This is a genomic window from Embleya sp. NPDC005971, assembly GCF_040629175.1.
Taxonomy (GTDB): Bacteria; Actinomycetota; Actinomycetes; order Streptomycetales; family Streptomycetaceae; genus Embleya.
In genome coordinates this window covers 24,689-49,824 of sequence record NZ_JBEXUX010000070.1, presented here as the reverse complement: position 1 = coordinate 49,824, position 25,136 = coordinate 24,689, and the positions used below count along the sequence as shown (strand labels likewise).

Here is a 25,136-nt window from a genome sequence, read left to right as displayed (position 1 = left end):
CTTGCGCACGGCCTGGGGTCGGCCACCGGTGAAACTCAGGTACAGCGGGATGATGCCGGGCGGGTCCATGATCACGAAGAGGGTGACGAAGGCCCCGCCGAGGCCACGGCCCTCGGCGGGGTGTTCGCGTGTCGGGCCGGCTCCCGGCTGTGGTGGCCCTGACCGACACCGGCCGGCGTCGCCACGAGGAACGCAAGGCGTTCCTGCTGGACGCCCTGCACACGAGCCTCGGCCACCTGGACACCGACGCCGTCGACACGGCCTCGGAGGTGCCGGGTCGACTCGTGGACATCTACGACCGGCTGTGAGCCCGCCCCGGACGCCCGTCCGGCACGCGGCCCAAACCGCCGAGCATGGTCAGGCCCGCGTACGCCGATTCGTCCCGTACCGGCGTGTCCGGGCGCCAGTGCGGCAGGAAGACCACGCCCGGCTCGACCGGTTCGGTGCCCTCGAAGAAGCTCTCGATCGTCTCCCGGCTGCGGAACCGCCCGCTGCCCAGGGTGGACAGGAACAGCCGCTCCAACTCCCGCCCCTCGGGCGTGGCATCACTGAAGTGCGTGATGAACACGAAGCTTCCCGGGGCCAACGCCTCGCGGTAGGCCCGGACCAGTCCGGCCGGGTCGTCCTCGTCCGCGAGATGGTGCAGCACCGCCAGCAGGAGCAGCCCCACCGGCCGCTCCAGGTCCAGGAGTTCGGCGACCTCCGGTCGGGAGAGCACGTCCCGGGCATCGCGCACGTCGGCGGTCACCACCCGGGTACGGTCGTTCTCGGCCAACAGTGCGCGCCCGTGCGCGAGTACGATCGGGTCGTTGTCGACGTAGACGACGCGCGCCTCGGGGTTGTGCTCCCGGGCCACCTCGTGGGTGTTGCGCACGGTGGGCAACCCCGAGCCCAGGTCCAGGAATTGGTCGATGCCGCACTCGGCCATGTACCGCACACCGCGTTCGAGGACCGCCCGGTTCAGCCTGGCGCCGACCCGGGCATTGGGCATCGCGGCCATCGCCTTGTCGGCGATCACCCGATCCACGGCGAAGTGGTCCTTACCGCCCAATATCGCGTCGTAGACCCGTGCGACGCTGGGCACACCCACATCGATACCGGTAGGCGCCCACGCCTCCGGTTCCTCCGGCCGGTCGTCGACCCCACCACTCGACGGCACTCGCCACTCATCCGACACGTTTCCCCCCGATCGGATCCGACGCACGCGGGACGACCCGCGCACAGCAGCGTATCCACCCCGCCCGCCCCGACCCCGCGCCCCCCTACTCCGTACCCCGACTGTTACACCCGCCCCCCACATCCCCACCTCCCGTGCCACACAACGGAGTTCCCGCCGGCGGCCCTACCGCGGGAACGGCCGGCGGCGGGCCCGCCGGTGGATGCCGGTGCCTCGTGTGCCGGCGATCAGCGGCCGAATCTGCGGGTGCGGGCGCTGTAGGCGCGCAGTGCGCGGAGGAAGTCGATCTTGCGGAAGGCGGGCCAGTTCAGGTCGCAGAAGTAGAGCTCCGAGTAGGCGGCCTGCCAGAGGAGGAAGCCGGACATGCGCATTTCGCCGCTGGTGCGGATCACCAGGTCCGGGTCGGGCCGGCCGCCCGTGTACAGGTGGGCGGCGATGTCGTCGGCGGTGAACCGGCTCGCGACGTCGTCCAGGGTCGCACCCGCGCGTGCCTCGTGGTCCAGCAACGAGCGGATCGCGTCGACGATCTCGTCCCGCCCGTCGTACCCGACCGCGACGGTCAACTCGAAGCCGGCCGTGCGGGTGCCGGTGACGTCCGCCGCGAGCTTGAGCGCGTCCCGGGTCGAGTCCGGCAGCGCGTCGAGTCGGCCCGCCGGGTGCAGGCGCCAGACGTTGCCCGGCTCGGTCACCCCGCCGACCACGACCTCCTCGATCACCCGGGCCAGGTAGTCGACCTCGCCTGCCGGACGTTTGCGCAGGTTGTCCGTCGAGGCCAGGAAGACGGTGGCCCGGGTGATGCCCAACTCCTCGCACCAGCCCAGGACCTCGTGTACGTGTTCGGCCCCGCGTCGGTGCCCCACGCTCGGGTTCTCGTAGCCCATCGCCCGGGCCCACCGGCGGTTGCCGTCGATCACCAGGGCGACGTGATTCGGGAGCGTGTCCTTGGCGAGACCGGCGCGCAGGCGACCGGCGTACAGGCGGTAGGCGGCGTTGCGGATGATCCGGATCATGCCGTCAGCAAACCAGCCCACCCCGCCCGACCGAAGCCGCACGGGGGGAGGTTTTGTGAAGATTGCCCCGGCACGAGGCCGGAGTGCTCCCTTCGACGCCCCGTACGGCGACGGTGGCGCGGGTCAGGCGAAGCCTGCGATCGGGCGGGGCGTGTAGGGGCTTTCCAGGCGGCTGGTTTCGGGGTCGGTGAGGGTGATGGAGAGGGCGGCCACCGCGTCCTCGATGTGGCCGGGCTTGGTAGCGCCGATGATCGGGGCGGTCACGCCGGGACGATCGGCGAGCCAGGCCAGGGCGATCCGGGCGCGGGAGACCCCACGCTCCTCGGCGATCTCGGCGACCGCTTCGACGATCGGGCGATCCGCCTCGCCGTACAGGGTCTTCCCGAAGTCGTCGGTCTCGCTGCGCGCGCTGTCCGCGCCCCAGTCGCGGGTGAGTCGGCCCCGGGCCAGCGGGCTCCACGGGATCACGCCCACCCCCTGGTCGGCGCACAGCGGCATCATCTCCCGCTCCTCCTCGCGGTAGAGCAGGTTGAGGTGGTTCTGCATCGAGACGAACCTGGTCCAGCCGTGCCGCTCGGCGGTGTACTGGGCCTTGGCGAACTGCCAGGCGTACATCGAGGAGGCCCCGATGTAACGCGCCTTGCCCGCCTTGACCACGTCGTGCAGCGCTTCGAGCGTCTCCTCGATCGGGGTCGCCGCGTCCCAGCGGTGGATCTGGTAGAGGTCCACGTAGTCCGTGCCCAGCCGGCGCAGGGAGTTGTCGATCTCGGTCAGCACGGCCTTGCGGGACAGCCCGGCCGCGTTGGGTCCGGGCCGCATCCGACCGTTGAGCTTGGTCGCGATCACGATCTCGTCGCGCCGGGCGAAGTCCTTCAGGGCGCGGCCGACGATCTCCTCGCTGGTGCCGTCGGAATAGACGTTGGCCGTGTCGAAGAAGTTGATGCCCGCCTCGACGGCCTGCCGGATCAGCGGTCGGGACGCCTCCTCGGGCAACGTCCACGGGTGTGTACCGCGTTCCGGCACGCCGTAGCTCATGCAGCCGAGGCTGATCCGCGAAACGTCCAACCCCGTGCTGCCGAGCTTCACGTATTGCATCCGGTGCCGTCCCTTTCCTGCTGCCGCATACCTTCGAGTTCCCCCGCGACCCACCGGCCGCGACGTTCACGAAGATATCCCGCGCGGCGACCGCCCCCGTGAGCGGTCGCCGCGCACCCGTGCGACGGATGCGGCCCGGTGGTGGTGGCGTGCGCTCAGTCGGGCAGGCCGTCGCGGCGGTTGCGGGCCAGCACGGACAACAGTTCGTAGCCCACGTGCGCGGCGGCGATGCCGGTCAATTCCGCGTGGTCGTAGGCGGGCGCGACCTCGACGATGTCCGCGCCGACCACGTCCAGGCCGACCAGTCCGCGCAGCGTGTTGAGCAGTTCGCGGCTGGTCAGACCACCCGCCTCCGGCGTTCCGGTACCGGGCGCGTGGGCCGGGTCGAGCACGTCGATGTCCACCGAGACGTAGACCGGACCGGTGCCCAGTCGGCGGCGCATGCGCTCCACCACCGAGGCCACCGTGGCGTCCTGATAGTCGTCGCTGTGCACGACCTGGAAGCCCAGCACGCCGTCCTGACGCAGGTCGTCGGGCCCGTACAGCGGTCCGCGGATGCCCACGTGCAGGCAGCGGGCCGGGTCCAGCAGGCCCTCCTCGGACGCCCGGCGGAACGGCGTGCCGTGCGTGTACGGCTCGCCGAAGTAGGTGTCCCACGTGTCCAGGTGCGCGTCGAAGTGCACCACGGCGACCGGGCCGTGCTCGGCGGCCACCGCGCGCAGCAGCGGCAGCGCGATGGTGTGGTCGCCGCCGATGGTCAGCAACCGGGTGCCGCGGGCGGCGAACTCCCGGGCGGCCTGCTCCAGGTCGGCGATCGCGGCGGCGATGTCGAACGGGTTGACCGCGATGTCGCCCGCGTCGGCGACCTGCTGTTCGGCGAACGGCGAGACGTCCAGGGCCGGGTTGTAGGGCCGCAGCAGCTTGGAGGAGGCCCGCACGTGCGCGGGGCCGAACCGGGCGCCGGGTCGGTAGCTGACGCCGCTGTCGAAGGGGACCCCGACCACCGCGACGTCCACGTGCTCGACCTCGTCGGCACGCGGCAGCCGCGCGAAGGTGGTGGGTCCCGCGAAACGCGGTACGCGGGTGGCGTCGATGGGGCCCTGCGGAGCGCCGGTCATCGCTCGGTCCTTTCGGTGGTGGTGCGGTCGTTCGAGGCAAGGGTCGGGTCGGCTGCGCGCTCCCCCGCGTCGGCGGCCCGCGCGTGCGACGCGGCGGCCGGGTCGGCCGGCGGCGTCAGGATCGGCCCGTACAGCTCGGGCCTGCGGTCGGCGAACACGTCGTTGTGTGCGCCGATCCGCTTGTCCCGCGCGTCGGCGAGTCGGCAGCGGGCGAGCAGCAGGTGTTCGGCGTCCTCGGCGGGTGGCCCGGCGAGCGGGAAGCCGTCCGGGTCGACGATGATCGAGCCGCCGACCCACGAGGTGCCGCGTTCGGGTCCGGCGCGATCGCACGCGGCGATGAACACCCGGTTCACCGCGGCGTTCGCCTGCACCCGGATGTCCTCCGCGGGCCGCTCGTCGGCGGGCCTGGGCGCGAACGGCCAGTTCACCGGCGCGCACAGCAGATCCGCGTGGCGCAGTGTCGCGGTGCGCACCCACTCGGGGAACTCCACGTCGTAACAGACCAACACCGCGATCCGCCCCGCCGCGGTGTCCACCACGGGTGGCAACTCGTGTCCGGGGACGAACAGTTCCGCCTCCCGGCCCCACAGATGTGCCTTGCGGTAGCAAGCCCGCACGCCGCTCGGGTCGACCAGCACCGCCGAGTTGCGGATCGCCCCGTCGGCGTCCCGCTCGGCGAAGCCGCCGACCACGATCAGGTCGTGCCGCCGGGCCGCCTCGACCCAACCGGTCACGGTCGGCCCGTCGACCGGCTCGGCGAGCGCCGCCGCCTCGGCCGCGTCGCGCATCACGTAGCCGCTGTTGACCAGTTCGGGCAGGACCAGCACGTCGGCTCCGGCCGCCGCGGCGCGTTCGATCGCGGCCAGCGCGGCCCGGCGATTGCCCGCCACGTCGCCCACGGACAGCGCGAGTTGCGCGCAGGCGACCACCGTCTCGGTCATCTCACACCCCCGACGGCGCGTCCGCGCCTTCCAGTTCGGCCTCGCTCGCGCGTTCGGCGGCGCGTTCGGCGGTCAGGTCCAGGTCACGGCACAGCCACGCGTACAGCGCGCCGCCGACCAGCAGCCCGACCACGAAGGACAGGTCCGCGCCGTCGAGTGCGTCGGCCACCGGGCCGGTGAAGAAGCTGGTCTTGAAGAACGGGATCATCGCGGCGAAGCCGACCGTGTAGGCGGTCAGTCCGCGCCAGGACCAGCGGCCGTAGATGCCGCGCGGGTCGAAGATCGCGGTCACCGCGTAGTGCCCGCGACGCACCAGGTAGAAGTCGACCAGATTCACCGCGGTCCACGGGATCAGGAAGTAGAGCATCATGAGCACGAAGTCGTTGAAGCTGCCCAGGTAGTCGTCCGGGAGCACGATCGCGACCACGAAGACGATCGCCTCGATCGCCACGATCCCGGCCACCCGGACGCGCACCGTCGGCCGAACCGGCCGGAAGGCGTCGATGGCGCTGGTGGTGGTGAGCATCGCGCCGTACGCGTTCACCGCCATGATGCTGATCAGCGCGAGCGAGGAGACCAGCACGGCGAAGGTGCCGAAGCCGGGCATGATGTCGTTGCCCACCTTGCGGACCGCGTCGATCGCGTTCGGGTCCGGCAGCGCGGACGCGAGCAGTGCGCCCAGCGACATGAGCCAGGCGGCCGAGCCGGCGGCGCCCGCGTACGTCCACCAGATCACCTTGCGGGCGGGCACGTCGGCGGGCAGGTAGCGGGAGTAGTCCGAGACGTAGACGGCGTAGCTGATCTGGTAGCCGGCCGCGCCGGAGAAGACCACCAGGAAGGCCGTCCAGGACATGCCGCCACCGGTGGCGGGCGTGGCCACGTCGAGGTTGACCATCGCACCGATGCTGAGCACGCCGAAGACGGCGATCAGCGCGTACGTCAGCCAGCGCTGGACCAGGTGCAGCAGGTCGTGGCCGACCACGGCGAGCACGATCGCGATCGAGATCAGCACCGCGTACCACAACGTCGAGCCGCCGGGCAGCACGGTCTGCAGGCCCTCGGTGGCCAGCACCACGTTGAACACGTTGAAGCCGACGTAGACGAAGACGACCGCGACGAAGGGCACGATCGCGCCGCGGATGCCGAACTGGGCGCGCGACTGGATCATCTGCGGCAGGCCCATCCGCGGGCCCTGGTTGGCGTGGAAGGCCATGAAGAAGGTGCCGAAGCAGGCGCCCAGCACCACGGCCAACACCGACCAGCCCAGCCCCAGACCCAGGGCGGGTCCGATGAACCCGGTGACCATCGTGGTGAGCACGAAGTTGCCGGTGAACCAGAACGGACCCTGGTGCCACACCTTGCCGTGCCGCTCCCGGGCCGGGACGTAGTCGATCGAGCGGGTCTCGATGGCCACGCCGCCGGGGCGCCCGCCGGCGTCGGATCGCACAGCGGTGTCGGCTCCGCGGCCGGCGGCGGGACCGGGCGCCGCGGGGACGGCGGCGCGGGCGGCGGAGCTGCCGGTGGCGGGGGCCGCGCGCGGTGGCCTGGTGGCGTCCATGGGCTCTCCTGCGGTCCTGCGTCCTGTGCGGTCGACGCGTCGGGGACGACGGCCGGTGAGGCGACGCGTGGTTCGGTGGGATGACGCTTGAAGGTACGCCCGGTTAACAACCGTAAACGATCGATATCATGTCGAATCTGATCCTGATGGGTGGACACTATGTCCATGTCCCCGTCGACGACTCCACCCGCCGCGCCGTCCGGCCGATCCGCGATGCCCGATTTCTCCGGCGTGTTGCGGATCGCCGACCTGGTCGCCCTGCCCGACCTGCACCTGGCGGTCGCCGCCGGGGCCGAACACCTGGATCGGCGGGTCGAGGCCGCGCACGTGTCCGAGCTGCTCACCCCGGGCCACTGGCTCCAGGGCGGCGAGCTGCTGATGACGATCGGCCTGCTGCTGCCGATGACCGACGCGGACTGCACCGCTTATGTACGTGACGTCGCGGACGCGGGTGCGTGCGCCCTGGTGCTGGGCCTGGGCCGGGAGCTGCCGCACCAGCGGGCCCCGGAGCCGCTGATCCGGGCGGCGCGGGCGGCCGGCCTGCCGTTGTTGACCGTGCCGGACGAGGTGCCGTTCATCGCGGTCACCAAGGCGGTGTTCGAGGCCCGGGCCGCCCGACAGCGGTTGGCCCTGGAGCACGCGTTCGAGGCGCAGCGCCGGCTGACCATCGCGGCGGCCTCCGGCAACGGCGTGCTGGCCACGCTGCGCGCCTGGCGGGCGGCGACGGGGGTGGACGCGATCGTCGCCGACCCGGTGGGCCGCCTGGTCGCGGACAGTCTGGCCGGGCCGCCGGAGGCACCGGGGGCCGACGGGTCGGCGGACGCGGTGGCGCTGCTGGCGGCGAGTGGCGACCTGCTCCGCCGGGTGGCCGCGCGGGGCCTGCACGGCAGCGGCAGCAGCAGCGACGCGCGGGGGCTGCGGTTGGAGGTGCAGCCGTTGGGCGCCCGGCGGCTGCGCGGGCTGTTGGTCCTGGCCGGTCCGGTCGAGTCGGCGGCCCGGCTGCTGGTGTCCGGCCTGGTGTCGCTGCTGTCGCTGGAGTTGGAGCGCCGGCATCTGGCCGACGAGCCGGTGCGCCGGCGGCGGGCCGCGCTGCTGGGCCGGCTGCTCGCCCCGGGGACCACCGCCGAGCAGGCGCGTGACGTGCTGGCCGCCGCGGGGCTGGCGGCGGACGAGGTGCGGGGGGTGGTGGTGGGGCCGGCCGCCGACCCGGCGCGGGTGGACCCGGCGGGCGCGGACGGCGCGCAGGCCGACGCCGCCGAACTCGCCGCCGACCTGGCGTTGGCTGTGCCCGGCGGTCTGGTCCGGGTGGCCGGCGGCGCGGTGGAGGCGGTGTTGGGTGCGGAACTGGACGTACGGGCGGTGCTGGGCCGGTTCGCGCCCGGCCGGCCGGCGGGCATCGGGCCGGCCGGCGCGGCGGAGGCGGCCGGGGCCTCGATCCGCCAGGCACGCAGCCTGCTCGCGGTGAGCCGGGCCGCCGGGCAGCCGGTGGAGGCCCGGCACGGCACCGCGAGCAGACTGCTGCTCGGCCTGGCCGACGCCCGCACGTTGGCCGGCTACGCGGACGCGGTGCTGGGGCCGATCGACGCGGCCGATCCGAGCGGCGAATTGGCGGCGACGCTGGCCACCTGGCTGGAGACCGGCGGGTCCTGGGACGAGACGAGTCGCCGGCTGGACGTGCATCGGCACACCGTGCGCAATCGGGTGGACAAGGCGATGCGGCTGACCGGTCGGCGCCCGGAGGACGGCGACGATCGCTTCGATCTGTGGCTGGCGGCCCGCATCCGCCGCGACAGTCCGAGCTGATCGCCCGCCGTCCCCGGGCGCCGACCCATGGTCAGCCGACGACCCTGCGCACCCTGGGCCGCGTGGCCGGCGCGGACTCGGCGGGCGCGGTCGAGGCGTCGGCGCCGCCACGCGCCAGCAGCCGCTCCAGGGCGAAGCTGCCCGACCCGAACACCACGATCAGCAACATCGACCAGCAGAACATCGCGGAGGCCTCACCACCGTTCTGGATCGGCCACAGGTCCAGCTTCTGGTGCTCGGTGAAGTAGGCGTAGGCCATCGACCCGGACGAGACGAACGCGGCCGCCCGCGTGCCCAGGCCGAGCAACACCAGGCCACCACCCACGAGTTGAATGACGGCCGCATACCAACCCGGCCATTCGCCGGCGGATATGGTGCCCCGCCCGCTGTCCGGGAAGCCGAACAGCGAGGCGGTGCCGTGGCACAGGAAGAGCAGTCCGACGACGATCCGGAACAGGCCCAGAACGTGGGGTTTGACGGATTCGATGGCGGCGTGCGGGACGGGAACTGGTGACATCGGACGGCTCCTGGGGGGACGGAGTGCGGGAGATTGGTCCAGACCAGTGTTGATGGGCGGTCCCGACGCCGACAATGCCGTCCTCCGCAACCGGCACAAAATGGCAACAGGCTCCCGGTGGACACCGCGCCGCGGATGGTGACCCTCACCCGCGCCCGACCGCCCCCGGGCACCCTCCCCCGCGCCGACCGCGGCCGCACACCGCTCCCCGGTCGGGCGGAGCCGTCCCCGGGAGCGGTGTGCGGCGATGGCCCCTACTGGGCGCCGGTCGCAGCCCCCATGTGTTGTAGGTATCGGTCACAAGATCGGCCGCCGCTCGGGGGCCGGCGGCCGAATTCGATCTTTGCTTCGTTCCTTGTCCCGATCGACTCGTCGACTCGTCGGGATTTTCCGCGAAGTCCCGCACGGAGAAGGCCGAGCACCGATCCGGGAGGGATGGGCGGGGCCGATCGACCATCCCGGTACCGGAGTTGCCGAGCCGGCCGGTCGAGATTGGCGCGAACTCGCCGCTGCCGTCCCGGCGTTGTGGCACACCTGGGGCGTCCGATATCGGCCTGTTGGACCTGCTCTCGGGCACCCATATCGGTGCGTCGGGCCGGCTCTCGCGCGCCCGATCGGCAGGTGGCGGGCCCGGCCCGCGCACCCGATCGCCCTCGGCCGGGCCGCGTCGATGTGCCTCCGGCGCCGAACCACCGCGGGAGCAAGGGGAGTCGGTCTTGATCACGCCGGTGACAACAGAGGCGCGATATCACCCAAGTTTCGTTTGACGTCGGGTGGATTCGCAGGGACAGTGTGTGTGCGCACCGATGCGAACAGTTGCCCTACCCGCGATCGGGCGTTTCCTGGTCGACCCCGCACCCCCTTGCGAGGAGTGATCCGTTCATGGGCGTTTTTGCGTCGAAGGCTCGCGGCCGAACGATCCCACGGCGGTCGGTGCGCTGTCCGAGGACGCCGAGTCGGGACGCGAACACCACTTTCGCACCCGGGAGTTCACCTCGGATGAGCCGGCTCCCGCACGCGACCTAGCCGATGCGCGCCGCTCCCGATCGTGCATGACGCGGGCACGGACGGCCGCCGGTCGAGCACCCGGACCGGGCCGCCGCCGGCACAGGGCGCGCGGACCGTTTCCGAACCGGAAGCGGAAGTGCCGCTACCGGCCGTTTTGCTCGCCTTGGTGGTATTCGAGCCGGCCGCCCCGGGCGCTGCCGGCGCCGGATGCCGCCGGCCCGGAAGGCCGAGGCCCACGCACCCGGCTCGCGCCCACGCCGTGCCCGTCGACCGTGTGCGTCGCCGGTGGACCGCCCCTCGGGTCCGCCTCCGGCGCATCCCCCCTCCCACCGACCATCGTTCAGGGATTCCAGCCCGTGTTGCGATTACTCCGCACTCCCCCGCACGTCGCCGACGCGAACCGCTCCGGTGGCCACGACCGGCACCCTTGTGCACCCGCCGCTCGGCCTGCGAGTACCGCTCCACGCACGCGCCCGCAACCCCGGGCGGGAGCACGCCCGTTCGGGTGCGCCCGGCCCCGCCGGCCCGGTCCCGGGAGCGAACGCGGATGAAGATACGTCCCTCCCGCTCGCAGCACACCGGCCCCATCGACGCCGGCCCGACCACCGGCCCCACGGGCGCGCCCCCCGCCCCGCGCCGCCCGTTGCGGACCCGGCTCGCCGCCCGGGTCCGTCCGCGCGTCCGCGGCCTGATCACCTTGATGGTCGTGGTGCCCTCCGCGGGCATGGTCTTCTTCGCCGGATCCGCGATCCTGGTGCTGGTCGAACAGGCCCAGGCCGCCGACCACGCACACGATCTGGTCGGCGTCTCGGCCGACGCCGGCGAGGTGGGTCGCCGACTTCAGGCGGAGAGCGCCGCCGCGGTGACCCTGCTCTCGCGCGGCGCCGGTCCGATCACCAGCGCCGACTACCGCACCGCGATCGACGCGAGCGAGGCCGCCGTACGCCGCTACCAGGATCGCCGACGCGGCCTGGAGCCCGACTCCACCGGCGAACGCGACGCCCTGGCCGCCGTGGACACCGCGCTGCGCGGCCTGCCCGGCCTGCGCACCCAGGTCGACCAGCGGGGCGTGGCCACCTCCGCGGCGGCCGTGCGCTACTGGGCCTGGATCGGCACCACCGTGGACCTGCGCGCCCGGGTCGCGCTCGATCCGGGCGTGTCCACCGGCACCGCCGGGCGGCTGCGCGCGATCACCGCGCTGGCCCAGGCCCGGGCCGCGCTGGGTCAGCAACAGGTCACCGTGTTGCGCTCGTTGGGTGCCGGTCCGCTGGGCGGCCCGGTGCTCAAGGCGGCCTCCACCGCCCGCGCCGCACACGATCAGGCCCTGGAGTCCTTCGCGGTGACCGCGCCCGGCGCCTGGCGCGACCGGCTCGCCCGGGCACTGGCCGGACCCGAGATGATCCGGGTCGCGCAGACCGAGGACGCGCTCGGCCGCGACACCCCGGAGGCCGACGTCTGGCGTGCGGCGCTGGCCGAACGCGCCGACCGGCTGTGGTCGGTGGAGCAACGGGCCGACGCCGACGTCGCCCACGAGGTGGCCGAGCTGACCGACGACCGGTGGTGGCTGGCCGGTGTCCAGGGCGCGGTGCTGATCGGCGCGGTGCTCGCCGCCGCCGCGGCCGCCGCCTGGCTCGGCCGACTGCTGCACCGCCGACTGCAGACCCTGGCCGAGCGGGTCACCGTGATGACCCAGGAGACGCTGCCCGCCGTCGAGGCCGACCTGCGCCGCCGCGACGCGCTGGCCCCGCACGAGAGCGGTCGGGCGTACGCGCTCAAGATGCTCGGCCCGCAGCCGGACCGCGAGCGTGGCGCCGACGAGATCGCCGATCTGGCCCGCGCGCTGACCCAACTCGCCTACAGCACCGTGGAACACAGCGCGTCGCTGGTGCTGGCCCAGCGCGAGTACAACGACGCCCTCGGCGACGTCGCCCGGCGGATCCGGGTGCAGACCAGCCGGGTCAGCAGCGCCCTGGACCGGCTCCAGGCCTCCAACCTGACGGTGGATCAGCTCGGTACCGTGTTCGAGGTGGACCACGGCAACGAGGGCACCAAGCGGCTCGCCGACTCGATCGCGGTGCTCAGCGGCCAGCCGCCGAACCGGTTGTGGCCGGACACCCCGCTCTACGAGGTGATTCGCGCCGGCGCCCAGCGGGTGACCAACTACGAGCGACTGCCCGACATCGCCTTCAAGGGCATCCCCACGTCGGTCACGCTCGCCGGCGACACGGTCGGCGCGGTGACCCAGATCCTCGGCGAGATCGTCGACAACGCGGCCCGCTTCTCCGGCCGGCACGAGGTGCAGATCACCGCCGAACGCACCGAGGCGGGCGTGTTGGTGCGGGTGCAGGACCGAGGCGTGGGCCATCGCGACCCGGAGTTGCTCAATCGCCGGTTGCGCGCCGACGTGGACGCGTTGCCCTCGCTGCGCCAGACCGGCCTGACCGTGGTCGCGCTCCAGGCCCGCCCGCTGGAGATCCAGGTCGAGCTACAGGCGGGCGAGGAAGGCGGAACGGTGGTCGAGATCGTGCTCCCGCACACGATCATCGCCTCGGTGGGCCGGCACCGCCGCCGGGTGGAGCAGGTCTCCCGGCCGCTCGCCGCACCGGCCGGCCTGGCCCGGCCGATCGCCCTCGGGTCCGGCCTGAACGGCGTCGGCGCGAACGGCGTGGCCAGGAACGGCAGTGGCCCGATCGGCGCCGGCACCGACGGCCCGGCCGCCAACGGCAACGATGCGTACCCCGACGGCGCGGATCCCGGCGCCACCGGCACGATCACCGGCGGCCCGCTGCCCGCCGACTACGCGCCCGAGTTGACCGCGCAGGGCCTCCCCCGCCGCGAGCGCCGGACGGCACAAGCGGCCCAGTTCCGTCGTACCGCCCCACCCACCCGTGACATCGCGCAGGCCAGCGCCGCCGCCGCCTCGTTCGGGCGCGGCGCCCGCGATCTGCCCTTCACCCGGACCCCCAAGGAATCCCCATGACCGAGCCCGCCGTCGACCAGAGCGTGCTCGACGACTTCATGCGCCAGTTCGTGCACGACCACGCCCCCGACGTCCTGCACGCGGTGGCCGCCAGCGGTGACTCGCTGCTGGTCGCCCAGGCCGCGCTGCCCGGTCGCATCCGCGCCGACGAGGCATCGCAGACGGCGTGGATCGCGAACGCGGAGAAGATCGCGTCGAGTGCGCCCGGTGCCCTGCTGATGCAGGACTACAGCGCCGACCTGATGGGCCTGGGGCCGGTCAGTGTGCTGATGTCGCAGGCCGAGCACGGTCTGTTGCTCACGATGGGCAACACCAGCCCGGGCCCGGACGGACAGGTGCACCCCTCGGCGCTGATCGTGGCGACCACCTGGAACGCCGACGTCGGCAACCTGATCCGGGCCATGCACGCGCTGATGGAGCGCGTCGGCCCGTCCTTGACGCCGCTCGCACGCGGTCGCGGTCTGCAGCCGCAACCCGCCCGCATGCCGGCCCCCAGCCGGGTCTTCTGATCCCATACCCGGCTGTCCCGTCCCGGACGACCCGGCCATCCGCCCCGGTCGTCCGGAGTATTCGCGCGCCCGGCCCACCGGCCGCCCCGGCGCATCCGCCCCGGCTCCCGCGCGCCCCGAGACACGTTCCGCGTCGTCGCGCGACCGAGCCGGCAGTCCCCATCCGGAGTTCGTACCCCGTATCGCCGAACCTGCCGAGAGAGAGACGGACATGCGCAGCAGCACCCGTAGACGGATCCGAAGCACCCGCACCCCCCTGGCCATCGCCACCGGTCTACTCCTGGTGGTGTCGGCGTGCTCGGGCAGTGCGGCCGGCGACGACAAGGGCAAGGGATCCGACGCCGTCGCCAAGATCGGCCTGCTCACCCCCGCGAGCGGCCCGTACGCCGCGGTGGGCGAGGACACCCGCGCGGGCCTGGAGCTGTACCGCGACACGCACGGCGGCAAGCTGGGCGGCCTCAAGGCGGACATCGTGGTGCGCGACGAGGGCGCCGGTCCGCCGACCGCCGTCCCCGCCGCGACCGAACTGGTCAAGCAGCAGAACGTGTTGGCCATCACCGGCATCGTCAGCGGTGGCAGCGTGGCCGGCGTGTTGCCGATCGCCGCCGCCAACAACACGGCGCTGATGGGTGTCGCCGGCCGGCCCGAGTTCCCGGATCCCAAACTCACCGCGCACGTCTGGTCGTTCAACACCCAGTCCTACGAGGCCGGCGCCGCCGCCGGGCCCTGGGTCAAGGAACACGTCAACGGCCCGGTCTACGCGATCGGCCCGGACTACCAGGGCGGTTGGGACCAACTCAAGGGCTTCACCGAGTCGTTCACCAAGGCCGGCGGCACCCTGGCCAACCCGGAGGGGAAGACCACCTTCACCCCGTTCCCCGCCACCCAGAACTTCCTGCCCTACCTGAACAAGATCGCGCAGAGCGGCGCCAAGGCCGTCTACGCGTTCTACGCGGGTACCGCGGCGGTCGACTTCGTCAAGCAGTACAAGACCTCCGAAGCCGCCAAGCTCCCGCTGTACGGCAGCGGGCCGTTGACCGAGGGCCGCCAACTCGACGCCCAGGCCGACGCCGCGGCGGGCATCACCACGTTCGCCACCTACGGCGCGGACCTGGACAACCCGGCGAACCGGGCCTTCGTGGCCGCCTGGCAGCAGCGTCACCCGGAGCGGAGCCCGACCATCTACGCGGTCGCCGCATGGGACATCGCCCGCTCGCTGGACACCGCGATCGCCGCGGTCCGCGCCGACAAGAAGAAGCTCACCCCCGAGGCGGTGAACGCCGCGCTGGGCAACGTCGGACAGATCGACAGTCCACGCGGGGTGATGCAGCTCAACCCGGCCACCCACTCGCCGGTCCAGCAGTGGTACCGGTTCGAGGTGCGCAACGACGGGCCCAAGCGGGCCAACGTGGCGGTCGAGCAACTCGCCGTCCTCGGCGGTTGATCCGGCCGCGCCGTTCGACATCGTCCATCCCAGCGAGGAGTCGCTCTTGTACGCGTTCGCCGAAGCCGACGACATCACCTTCCAACTGGAAACCCTCCAGGACCTGCTCGATCCCAGCACCCGCATGGTGCTGGACTCGCTCGACGACCCGACCGGCCAGGAGTGGCTGGAGATCGGGCACGGCCTGGGCAGCATCGCCCGCGAGTTGTCCCGCCGGATCGGCCCGACCGGCGTCGTGCACGCCACCGACCTCGACGCGCGGGCGGTCGCCGCGCCCGCCGACGGCGCACCGATCCGCACCTTCCCGCTGGACCTGCGCACCGACGAGCTGCCGCGCCGGCCCTACCGGGGCATCCACGGGCGGCTGGTGCTGCTGCACATACCCGAGCGCCGGGCGATCCTGCCGCGCCTGGTCGACGTGCTGGAGCCCGGCGGCGTCCTGGTGATCGAGGACTGGTACTGCCCCGAGCCGCCGCGCGTGCTGGCCTGCGCCGACCCCACCGACGAGAAGGTGTTCACCGAGGTCGTCGCGGGCATCCTGGCCGTCCTGCGCGGCCGGGGCGCCGACCTGGAGTGGGCGGCGGCGACCAAGGACGCGTTCGTCGAGGCGGGCCTGGTCGACGTACGGGTGACCCGCACCGACGCGGACTGCGCCGGGCCCGGCCTCGCCCACCGCCTGTACGCGTGCAACGCCCGCCAGCTCCGGGCGCAGCTCGTCGAGCTGGGCATCGACGAGGACCTGCTGGACCGCTTCCAGGAGGTTGCCGCCCACCCGGATCTGGTCACCACCGGCTGGCGGCTGATCTCCACGATCGGCACCCGACCCGACGCCCGCTGACCCACCCGCGGTCCTCGGTCGCCTCGTGGTCGGGGCGACCGAGGACCGGGTCGACCGACGCCGCACGCGGCCCGTCGGGCCGCTCGTACGCGCACGTGTCCCCGTCGAGGTGGTTCCGGCCCCCGCCCGGATACCGCTCGCCGAGCGCGGGCGCGCGGGACCGGCGCAGCCCTCGGGTACGGCCCCGCCGCCTACAGCTCGCGCACCGGATCGCCCGCCAGGAACGCGGTGACGTCCTCGACCGCGTCGGTGTAGGCGAGGGTGTAGTTGCCCTGGGTGGTGTAGCCGATGTGTGGCGTGAGGACGGTATTGGGGGCGGCCAGGATCGGGTCGTCGGCGGGGATCGGCTCCACCGGGTAGACGTCCAGGGCGGCACCGGCGATCCGGCCCTCGTGCAACGCGGCGAGCAGGGCGGGGCCGTCCACGATCGGCGCCCGCGAGGTGTTGACCAGGTAGGCGGTGGGGCGCATCAGGGCCAGCTCGGGCGCGCCCACCAGCGAGGTGGTGCGCTCGCTGTGCCGCACGTGGATCGAGACGAAGTCGGCCTCGCGGAACAACACTTCCTTGTCGACCGCGGTGACGCCGACCGCCGCGGCCTGCTCGGCGGTGAGGTTTTGGCTCCAGGCCAGCACCCGCATCCCGAACGCCGCACCGATCGTGGCCACCCGGGTGCCCAGCCTGCCGAGACCGATCAGGCCCAGGGTGGATCCGGCGAGGTCCAGACCGACGCCGTGTTGCCAGCCGCCGGCGCGCAGGTTGGCGTCCTCCGCGCCGGTACGCCGGGCCAGTTCGAGGATCAGCGCCCAGGTCAGCTCGGCGGCCGGATGCGACTGCATGCGGGTGCCGCACACCGTGACGCCGCACGCCCGGGCCGCCGCGATGTCGATCGCGGCGTTGTTCATACCCGTGGTGATCAGCAGCCGGAGCGCGGGCAGTCGGGCGAGCAGGTCGGCCGGGAACGGGGTGCGTTCGCGCATCGCGATCACCGCGTCGAACGGCGCCAGTCGCTCGACAAGTGCCTCGATGTCGCGCACGTGGTCGGGAAAGAACGCGACCTCGGTGTCCGCCGGCAACTTCCGCCAGCAGTCGAGTGCGGCGCCCGGCCCCTGATAGTCGTCGATGACCGCGATCCGAAACACGTGTGAGCCCCCGAATCCGGCGATCGCCGGAGTGCGGATCACCCGGTCGGACCGTGGGTCGACCCTACCGGGCGATCGGGCCGGCGCGGCCGACTCGGCGTTGATCCGCGCCGCGTCGACCCGGCGCGGATCAACCCAGCGCGGCCAGGCCCTTTTGCAGGTCGTCGAGGTTCATCACCGGCTTGAAGGTGACCTTGGCGCCGAGTTCGAAGAACGGCTCGGCGATGCTCGGCAGTTGCGACGAGTCCTGCATGTCGAACACGAGCACGCAGGTCCGGTCGCCCTCGAAGGCGGTGAAGTAGGCGGCCTCGGGATGGACATGCTCGACGACGCCCTTGATGATCGTCGGCAACGACCCGTCCTTGATCGCCTTGTTGCCGGCCTCGGTATCCATACGTGCCTGGAGGAGCATGCGCATCGATCTCACCTGATCCCGGTACGGACCGCGCTCGGCGCTCGCCTGGGGCACTCGTGGGGACCCGGTCGCGTACCCTTCCAGCGTCCTCCCGGGCACCGACCCGTGCAAACGCCGCGAAACAGGGTCCGGGCACCGCTCCCCGACCCGGGTATACGGGGGATAGTCGGGTATGCGAAGGATATGAGTGCCCGACATCGCGCTCCGGCCAGGCGCCCGCCCGGCAGCGAGGCGGCCCATCCGCGCAGCGACCTCGCCGCGCGCCGAGTGATGTCCACCATCGCGCTGCCGTTCTTCGTGATCGGCTGTGCACTGTGCGCGTTGGCGGCCACCGCGGATGTCACGCACGGCGTACGCACGCTGTGGATCGTGGCCGCGATCGTGTGCGCGGCGACCGCCGTGATCGCCTGGATCGATCTCCGGGTCATCGCCCGCCGGATGCGCGCCGAGCGCACCGGATCCTCGCGCGCCCGCTGAGCCGCGGGTTGTGGTCGGCGGGCGCGTGGCGGGTCAGCGGGCGAGCGACACCGGTTGCGCGGATTCGGCGGCGGTCGGTTCGCGGTGTGCGGTCTCCTCGGTATGGCCGACCCGCCAGTAGCCCATGAAGGCGATCGAGCGGTGGTCCATGCCGCGCTCGTCCTTGAGATGCCGGCGCAGCGCCCGTACCCGACTCGCCTCACCGGCCAGCCAGGCATAGCCGCGCTCGACCGGCACGTGGGCGTCCCGGATCGCGTCCAGCAGCCGGTTCTCCGCGAACGGCGCGTCGCCGCGATGCACCCAGTCGACCCGCACCCCGGGCGGCGCCGCCAGGTGTTGGCGGTCCGCGGCCGAGCCCACCTCGACGAAGACGTGCCCGCGGGCGTCGGCGGGCAGCGACTCGACGATGGACCCGATCGCGGGCAGCGCCGCATGGTCGCCGGCCAACAACAGTCGGCGGCCCGCAGGCGGCTCGAAGCTGTAGCCGCCGTTGCGCTCGGCGGTCGGCCCGAGCAGTTCGATGGCATCGCCGGTACGCGCCGCGCGGGCCCAGCGGCAGGCGGGGCCGCCGGGCGTGTGCAGCGCGAAGTCGATGTCGATCTCGACCGGGTCGGACCGGTGTGCGCGCACGGTGTAGGTGCGCTGGTAGGGCCGATCCGCCTCGGGGATCGAGGTCCAGGCTTCGCGCCAGCTCAGGTCGGTCCGGGTGATCCGGGACGCCGGCCGACCCTCGCGCGGGACGAAGAGCTTGACCCGTTGATCGGGGCCGCCCGGGACGAAGTCCGCCAGCCTCGGGCCGGTGAGGGTGATCCGGGTGGCATTGCGGGTGATCGGCGTGTTCCGGACCACGGTGAGTCGGAAGGGCCGGTAGAGCTGCGCGCGGCGTTCACGTTCGGTGGAGATTGGAGCTCGCCCTCTCGGACACGGTCGACCTCGGCCGACCCGAGACGATGTCGAAGTTAGGTTAACCTAACCCAACGCTCGCCGTGCGCACCGTCGACGCGCCGGTAGCGACCCGAACAGCCCTGGGGTGGACCGGATTTGGCCGGTAAGTATGCCTACCCTAAGTTGTCTCGGGTCCGGGCCGAGAATCCGGATCGACGCTCCGGGTCGATGGTCCGGTTCGCCGTGCCCGGGTCGACGTGTCCGAGAGGGACCGATCACGCATGCGGCTGTACCTGCTCGCGCTCAATCCCACCGATTCGGTGACCGAGGGATTCCTCCCCGCCGCCGGCCGCCTCGGGCTCGACGTCACCCTGCTCGCCGACCCCGCCCACGCGGGAGCCCACCGCGAACTGTGCGCCGCGCTCCCCCGGGTCGAGGTGCTGGACTGTGACGTACGCGACTTCCGCGCGGTGATCGATCGCGTCGGCGCCGCGGATCGGCCGGACGCGGTGTTCACCAACAGCGACCACCTCCAGGTGCAAGCGGCCCTCGCGGCGCATTGGTTCGGCCTGCCCGGCAAGGACTGGACGGCCGCGCTGCGGGCCAAGAACAAGGCACAGACCCGCCGCCGGCTCGCCGATACCGGCGCGGACACCGTGTGGGCCGCCGAACTGGCGCCCGAGCAGCGGGCGACGGACCTGCTCGCCCTCGCACCGCCGTATCCGTGCGTGCTCAAACCGCGCGAGGGGGTCGCGGGCGAGGACGTGGTGCTGGTCGCCGACGACACCGAACTCCTGGCACGTTGCGCCGAGATCCGGTCCCGCCGACCGGCGGCCGCGCTGCTCGTCGAGGAATACCTGCCGGGCGAGTTGTACACCCTGGAGACCCTCGGCGACCGGCACGGCGTGCGGGTGGTGGGCGGCTTCCACACCCGGATCTCGCCGCCGCCGTACTTCATCGAGACGCGCCTGGACCTGGTGCCCGACCCGCCGCCCGCGATCACCGCTGCGGTGCTCGCCCAACTCGACGCGCTCGGCGTGGGATTCGGGGCCTGTCACACGGAATTCGTGGTCCAGGACGGGCGGCCGCGACTCATCGAGGTCAACTACCGTGCGATCGGCGACCGGTGCGACCTGCTGCTCGCGGACGTGCTCGGCATCCCGCTGTTCGAGCAGATCCTGGGCGTGCATCTCGGGGTCGACCTGCCCGCCGACCCGGGCGCCCGGTCGGGGCGGCATGCCCGGCTCGACTACCCGTGCGCCGACCGGGCCGGGGTGCTCACCGGTGCCCCCGGGCACGAGGACGCGGTCCTGGACGGCGGCGTCCGGATCGACTACCACCCGTTGCGCACGATCGGCGAACGGCACGAACTGCACCATTCCAACCGGGACTATCTCGGGGTGCTGCGTACCGTCGGAGCCGATCGGGCCGCCGTGCACCGCGCGGCCGAGGCGTTCCTGACCGGCCGGCAGTGGAGCATCACGCCGTGACCCGGCACGCCGACGACCCGCCCATATCCCGGGTCCACCGCACCCCCTCACCCCCGCCGGCCACCCGGTTCGAGGACGAACTGCTGTGTCGGGTGCTGGACACCGTGCTGCGCGAGGACGTACTGGGCCTGCGGAGCACGGCGGTACCGCTGTCCCGACCGGACGGCACCTGGTTGCGGTTGACCGTGCCGGGCGGCACGCACGCGTGGTTGTTGCCGGTCCGGGTCGACGGGTTCCAATGCGAGTACGCGGCCCGGACGCCGCTCCTGGTGGGCGAACACGACGGCACCCGGGTGACCGACACCGACCACCTGCTCGCGGTATTGCGCGAGGCCGCCGATCCGCAGGACCGGTCCGGCTTCGCCGACTTCGCCGAGGAGTGCCGGCAGGCGGCCCGCGCGGGCGGGTTGCTCGCGCGCACCGGTTCCGCCGTGCGGGCCGGGCTTGCCGATCGGCACGGCCCCGACCCGAGCACGTGGACCGGCCTGGGCGCGGGTCCGGCGCTGGACACGCTGGCGGCGCACGTGGACCATCCGCTCTACCCGACCGCACGGGCCCGTTCCGGGTTGCCCGCCGCGGCGCTGCGTCGATACGCGCCCGAGCACCATCCGAGCCTGCGGCTGCGCTGGGCGCTGCTGCCGCACGAGGCGACCACCCGCACCGGGACGCTGCCGGACTGGTGGCCGACCGCCGCGGAACTCGGCCGACCCGACCTGATGGGCGATCATCTCGCGCTGCCCGTGCACCCGTTGACGTTCGACCGACTCCCGGCGCCGGCCGTGCGGACCGACCGGGAGCACCTGGACGTGCGGCCGACCCTGTCGATGCGTACCGTCGCGGTGCGGCACGACCCCGCCGTGCATCTCAAGCTCCCGCTGCCGATCGCCACCCTCGGGCTGCGCAATCGGCGCACTATCAAGCCCGGCACGCTGGTCGACGGCGCCGCCGGGCAGCGCCTCCTGGGCGAGGTACTGAACCAGGAACCGCGGTTCCGGGAACGGGTGTTGCTCGCCGACGAGCAGACCCACCTGCACGCCGGGCACGAGCTGCTGGCCGCTTTGGTGCGCCGCCATCCGCCCGGCCTGGAGGACGCCCTCGTCCTGCCGCTCGCCGCGCTGCTCGCGAGGGGGCCGGACGGTGTACGGGTGCTGGACCGGGTCGCGGACCGCTTCCATGGCGGTGACCGGTTCGCGCTGCTCGACGCCTACCTCACGCTGCTCCTGGACTGGCAGACCACCCTGTACCGGTACGGGATCGCGCTCGAATCACATCCGCAGAACGTCTCCCTGGTGTTCGCCCGGGACCGTCCGGTCCGCCTGCTGTTCAAGGACAACGACGGCCCCAGGGTGTATCCGGCCCGCTGTCCGCTGCCGCACGACGGGTTCGACGACCCGCGCACCTACAGCACGGACGAGGGCGCGCTCGCCGACGTGTTCGTCACGATCACCGTGCATCTGTGCGCCGGCGCCATCGCCTTCGCCCTGCCGGCGCCGGAACGCGACCGGCTGCTGCACCTGGTGCACGACCGGCTGGACGAGTTCGCGGAACCGGAATTGCGCCGACGGGTGCTGCTCGGGGACCGACTGCCGGTCAAGGCGATGATCACCGCCGGCACCCTGCTCAGCAAGCAGCGCTCGGGCGCGGCGGACATCAACAAGCACTACACGACCGGCCCGAACTACCTGCACCGGCACGCGAGACGCGGCTAGCACGCCGACACGCCCGCCGCCGACCCCTGGCCTGCACCCCCGCACGCCCCGCCGCCCCTCGAACCGCTGGAGTCGCCCATGCCGCTCTCGTCGGCCGCATCCCGAACCGTCTCCGCCGTCCCACCCGCACCACCCTCGGCCGACGACGTCGTCGCGCACACCCTGCTCAACTGTCTGCACCGGGAGGTATGCGGCCCGGCGGGACACAGCTTCGTGGAGCCCGGCGACGCCGGCCATCTCCGGCTGCACCTGGTTCGTTCGGGTACCTGGCTGCGCGTGCGGTTGCGGCGCACCTCGCTGCTGGGCGACCACCGGTTCATCGGCCCGGTGGCCGAACTGCGCGGCTCCGCCTGGCGGGTGCTGACCTGGTCCGAGCTGGCCCGGCGCATCCACACCGAACTGGGTCGACAAACCGGCGTGGACAACGACGAGTTCCTCGGCCAGGTGGCGTCCAGCCGAGCCGGCGTGGCCGCAGGGCTGGCCCGACCCGTCGTCCGGCCCGCCTCGCGCTACCTGGAGTCGGAACAGGCCCTGCTGTTCGGGCACCGCTTCCATCCCACGCCCAAGGCACGCGGGGCCGACCGGGCGACGTGGCCGGCCTACGCGCCCGAGGCCCGGGCCACGTTCCGCCTGCGGCACCTGGCGGTGCGCAGCGAACTGATCGCCCAGGAGCGGCTCGCCGCCGCCGACACCGCGGTCCTGGATCGACTCGGCCCGGTCCCGGCCGGATACACCCTGCTGCCCGCACACCCGTGGCAGTTCGACCTGCTCGCCGAACACCCCCGTCTGCGCGCCGCATTGGCCGCGGGCGACATACTCGACCTGGGCCCGGGCGGCGCCCCGTTCGCCGCCACCGCGTCGGTGCGCACCCTCGCCGGCGCGGGCATGTTCCTCAAGTTCGGTCTGAATGTGCGGATCACCAACTGCGTGCGCCGCAACGCGGCCTACGAGTTGTCCGGGGCGGTCGCACTGACCCGTGCGCTGGCCCCGATCCTGGCTCGATCGGCGGCACGCCACCCGGACTTCGCGATGCTCGGCGAGCCCGCATATCGCAGTGTGTCGGCGGCAGTGGCGCCCGACCTGCTCGAAGGGTTCGGGGTGATCGTCCGGGACGGCCTGGACACGCGGCTGCGGCCGGGCCACACGGCGCTGTTGGCCGCCGCGGTGGCCGCCGAATACGCCACCGGGTCCGCCCACGTGTCCCGGCTGCCGCCCGGCACCGGACCGGACGCGGCGCTGCGCTGGTGGGACGACTACCTGCGGTTGTTGGTCCCGCCGGTGCTGGCCGCCTACTTCGCGCACGGCGTGGTGTTGGAGCCGCACCTGCAGAACGTGCTGCTCGCGGTCGACGCCGCGGGCCGGCCCCGCCAGGTGCTGATCCGGGACATGGAGGGCACCAAGCTGCTGCCCGGACCGCACGCCGCCACCCTGGCCGCGCTGCCGCCCTCGGTCGCCGAACCCATGACCTACACCGCCCGGCGCGGCTGGGACCGGGTGGCCTACTGCCTGCTGGTCAACAACGTCGCCGAGATGCTCGCCGCGCTGACCGACCTGCATCCGCGGTTGGAGGCCCGGCTGTGGGCGCGGGTACGCGCGGTGCTGGCGCGTTGTTCGGCCGAGCACGGCGAACCACCGCCGCTGCGGGCGCTGCTGGCCGGCGCCCCGCTGCCCGCCAAGGGCAACCTGCTGGCCCGCTGGGAACGGCGGGCCGACCGCGAGGCGCGGTACCTGCGGATCCCCTCACCACTGGCCGCGTCGATCCCCGACGGGGTCCGCCGCACACCCGCCCGGAGCACGCGATGATCACCCCCGCCGTACGGACCCGGGTGACGCACCTGGCCACCGCCGAACTCCCCGCCTACATCCACGACCTCGGCGCGCTGCGGGCGCACGTGGCGGCCGTGCGCGCCGCGCTGCCCGCCCGGGTCGAGTTGTACTACGCGGTCAAGGCCAATCCCGCACCGGAGATCCTGGCCGCGCTCGCCGCCGAGGTGAGCGGCTACGAGGTCTCCTCGGGCGGCGAACTCGCGCATGTGCTCGCCCGGCAGCCCGCCGTGCCGGTGGCCTTCGGCGGCCCCGGCAAGACGGTGGACGAGCTGATCGCCGCGCTGCGCGCGGGAGTCGGGCGCTTCCATGTGGAGAGCCGCCACGAGCTGCACCAACTCGTCGCACTGGCCGCCCGGTTCCGGCCCGAGCGCGACGTCGACGTGCTGCTGCGGGTCAACCTGCCGCTCGGGCCGGACCTGCTCCGGGGCGCGGCCCTGACCATGGGCGGCGGCTCCGGCCCGTTCGGCATGGATCCGGCCGAGGTCGAGGACTGTCTGCGGCTGCTCGCCGGGCCGGACGCGGGTCGGGCGCGCCTTCGCGGCATCCACACGCATCCGGCCAGCGGCCTGGACGCGGACACCGCGCTCACCGTCGCCGAACGCGTCCTGACCTGGACGCGGGACGTCGCGGCACGCCACCGGATCGCGCTGTCCGAGGTGAACATCGGCGGCGGAATGGCGGTCGACTACGCGGATCCGGCCGCCCGCTTCGACTGGACCCGCTTCGGCGCCGGCCTGGCGCGCCTGGTCGCCGACCACCCCGACCTCACCGTGCGGATCGAGCCGGGTCGGGCGCTGACCGCGTACTGCGGTTGGTACGCCACCGAGGTGCTGGACCTCAAGCACAGTCACGGCCGCACGTTCGCCGTCCTGCGCGGCGGGACCCACCACCTGCGCACCCCCGCGGCCAAGGGCCACGACCAACCGTGCACGATCGTGCCGAGCACGATCCCCTGGCCCTATCCGTGGCCGCGCCCGGAGGTGCACGACACCGAACTCACCCTGACCGGCCAACTCTGCACCCCCAAGGACGTGTTCGCCCGCCACCGCCCGGTCGCCCGGCTTCGCGTCGGCGACCGCGTGGTCTTCGCCCTGACCGGCGCCTACGCCTGGAACATCTCCCACCACGATTTCCTGATGCACCCGCACCCGACCTTCCACTACCTGTGATCGCCGCCGGAAGCGGCGGCGAACTCG

At 72.9% G+C, this 25,136-nt stretch carries 21 protein-coding genes and 1 pseudogene; 11 read left to right on the top strand and 11 right to left on the bottom strand.

The features are described from left to right. Positions 1–69, bottom strand: a pseudogene (locus ABZ374_RS39715) (MarC family protein); the annotation flags it as partial. A gap of 59 nt (positions 70–128) precedes the next feature. Here ABZ374_RS39715 and ABZ374_RS39710 point away from each other — a divergent pair. Further along, positions 129–308, top strand: coding sequence for a hypothetical protein (locus ABZ374_RS39710; protein ID WP_360321411.1), 180 nt, complete (start codon positions 129–131; stop codon positions 306–308). Here ABZ374_RS39710 and ABZ374_RS39705 read toward each other — a convergent pair. The 6 genes from ABZ374_RS39705 to ABZ374_RS39680 form a co-directional block, all read right to left on the bottom strand. Beyond that, a complete protein-coding gene (locus tag ABZ374_RS39705) occupies positions 293–1,177 on the bottom strand; it encodes an SAM-dependent methyltransferase (protein WP_360321408.1) in 885 nt (294 codons plus the stop codon). The two genes, ABZ374_RS39710 and ABZ374_RS39705, sit on opposite strands and share 16 nt — an antisense overlap. A 227-nt stretch (positions 1,178–1,404) precedes the next feature. Next, on the bottom strand, positions 1,405–2,187 hold the full coding sequence (gene uppS / locus ABZ374_RS39700; RefSeq protein WP_360321405.1) for a polyprenyl diphosphate synthase: 783 nt from the start codon (positions 2,185–2,187) through the stop codon (positions 1,405–1,407). 123 nt (positions 2,188–2,310) lie between these two features. Continuing rightward, the gene (locus tag ABZ374_RS39695) at positions 2,311–3,282 is read right to left on the bottom strand and encodes an aldo/keto reductase (protein WP_360321402.1); all 972 of its coding nucleotides are present in this window, start codon (positions 3,280–3,282) and stop codon (positions 2,311–2,313) included. Between the two features lie 155 nt (positions 3,283–3,437). Continuing rightward, positions 3,438–4,400, bottom strand: a complete 963-nt coding sequence (gene speB, locus ABZ374_RS39690; protein WP_360321399.1) for an agmatinase — start codon at positions 4,398–4,400, stop codon at positions 3,438–3,440. Beyond that, positions 4,397–5,341, bottom strand: a complete 945-nt coding sequence (locus ABZ374_RS39685) for a nitrilase-related carbon-nitrogen hydrolase (RefSeq protein WP_360321396.1) — start codon at positions 5,339–5,341, stop codon at positions 4,397–4,399. The genes speB and ABZ374_RS39685 overlap by 4 nt, the downstream gene beginning before the upstream one ends. Position 5,342: 1 nt before the next feature. After that, complete coding sequence (locus ABZ374_RS39680) at positions 5,343–6,899, bottom strand: cytosine permease (RefSeq protein WP_360321393.1); 1,557 nt, start codon at positions 6,897–6,899, stop codon at positions 5,343–5,345. 165 nt (positions 6,900–7,064) lie between these two features. On the opposite strand from ABZ374_RS39680, the gene ABZ374_RS39675 reads away from it, so the two are divergent. Beyond that, complete coding sequence (locus tag ABZ374_RS39675) at positions 7,065–8,702, top strand: PucR family transcriptional regulator (RefSeq protein WP_360321390.1); 1,638 nt, start codon at positions 7,065–7,067, stop codon at positions 8,700–8,702. Between the two features lie 31 nt (positions 8,703–8,733). On the opposite strand, the gene ABZ374_RS39670 is transcribed toward ABZ374_RS39675, so the two are convergent. After that, positions 8,734–9,219: a DoxX family protein gene (locus tag ABZ374_RS39670; protein WP_360321387.1), complete on the bottom strand. Its 486-nt coding sequence runs from the start codon at positions 9,217–9,219 to the stop codon at positions 8,734–8,736. A 1,555-nt stretch (positions 9,220–10,774) separates the two neighbouring features. Between ABZ374_RS39670 and ABZ374_RS39665 the strand changes: the two genes are divergently transcribed. The 4 genes from ABZ374_RS39665 to ABZ374_RS39650 all read left to right on the top strand — a co-directional run bounded on the left by ABZ374_RS39665 (position 10,775) and on the right by ABZ374_RS39650 (position 15,998). Continuing rightward, positions 10,775–13,207, top strand: a complete 2,433-nt coding sequence (locus tag ABZ374_RS39665; protein ID WP_360321384.1) for a nitrate- and nitrite sensing domain-containing protein — start codon at positions 10,775–10,777, stop codon at positions 13,205–13,207. Next, complete coding sequence (locus tag ABZ374_RS39660) at positions 13,204–13,716, top strand: hypothetical protein (protein WP_360321381.1); 513 nt, start codon at positions 13,204–13,206, stop codon at positions 13,714–13,716. The genes ABZ374_RS39665 and ABZ374_RS39660 overlap by 4 nt, the downstream gene beginning before the upstream one ends. Before the next feature lie 211 nt (positions 13,717–13,927). After that, entirely contained in the window at positions 13,928–15,160 is a 1,233-nt protein-coding gene (locus ABZ374_RS39655; RefSeq protein ID WP_360321378.1) for an ABC transporter substrate-binding protein, read from the top strand. Positions 15,161–15,206: 46 nt separating this feature from the next. Further along, on the top strand, positions 15,207–15,998 hold the full coding sequence (locus ABZ374_RS39650; RefSeq protein WP_360321375.1) for a methyltransferase domain-containing protein: 792 nt from the start codon (positions 15,207–15,209) through the stop codon (positions 15,996–15,998). A 191-nt stretch (positions 15,999–16,189) separates the two neighbouring features. On the opposite strand, the gene ABZ374_RS39645 is transcribed toward ABZ374_RS39650, so the two are convergent. Next, positions 16,190–17,179 (bottom strand): D-2-hydroxyacid dehydrogenase family protein, encoded by a 990-nt coding sequence (locus ABZ374_RS39645; RefSeq protein WP_360321372.1) that lies wholly within the window; start codon positions 17,177–17,179, stop codon positions 16,190–16,192. A gap of 88 nt (positions 17,180–17,267) precedes the next feature. Then, complete coding sequence (locus ABZ374_RS39640) at positions 17,268–17,555, bottom strand: hypothetical protein (RefSeq protein ID WP_360321369.1); 288 nt, start codon at positions 17,553–17,555, stop codon at positions 17,268–17,270. A gap of 180 nt (positions 17,556–17,735) precedes the next feature. Here ABZ374_RS39640 and ABZ374_RS39635 point away from each other — a divergent pair, with 180 nt between their 5' ends. Continuing rightward, entirely contained in the window at positions 17,736–18,029 is a 294-nt protein-coding gene (locus ABZ374_RS39635; protein WP_360321366.1) for a hypothetical protein, read from the top strand. Between the two features lie 33 nt (positions 18,030–18,062). On the opposite strand, the gene ABZ374_RS39630 is transcribed toward ABZ374_RS39635, so the two are convergent. Next, a complete protein-coding gene (locus ABZ374_RS39630) occupies positions 18,063–18,878 on the bottom strand; it encodes a siderophore-interacting protein (RefSeq protein ID WP_360321363.1) in 816 nt (271 codons plus the stop codon). Between the two features lie 317 nt (positions 18,879–19,195). Here ABZ374_RS39630 and ABZ374_RS39625 point away from each other — a divergent pair, with 317 nt between their 5' ends. The 4 genes from ABZ374_RS39625 to ABZ374_RS39610 all read left to right on the top strand — a co-directional run bounded on the left by ABZ374_RS39625 (position 19,196) and on the right by ABZ374_RS39610 (position 25,109). Then, a complete protein-coding gene (locus ABZ374_RS39625) occupies positions 19,196–20,404 on the top strand; it encodes an ATP-grasp domain-containing protein (protein ID WP_360321360.1) in 1,209 nt (402 codons plus the stop codon). 23 nt (positions 20,405–20,427) lie between these two features. Continuing rightward, a complete protein-coding gene (locus tag ABZ374_RS39620) occupies positions 20,428–22,113 on the top strand; it encodes an IucA/IucC family siderophore biosynthesis protein (RefSeq protein WP_360321414.1) in 1,686 nt (561 codons plus the stop codon). A gap of 78 nt (positions 22,114–22,191) precedes the next feature. Further along, positions 22,192–23,916: an IucA/IucC family protein gene (locus tag ABZ374_RS39615; RefSeq protein ID WP_360321357.1), complete on the top strand. Its 1,725-nt coding sequence runs from the start codon at positions 22,192–22,194 to the stop codon at positions 23,914–23,916. Then, the gene (locus ABZ374_RS39610) at positions 23,913–25,109 is read left to right on the top strand and encodes a type III PLP-dependent enzyme (protein WP_360321354.1); all 1,197 of its coding nucleotides are present in this window, start codon (positions 23,913–23,915) and stop codon (positions 25,107–25,109) included. The genes ABZ374_RS39615 and ABZ374_RS39610 overlap by 4 nt, the downstream gene beginning before the upstream one ends. Positions 25,110–25,136: the final 27 nt, after the last annotated feature.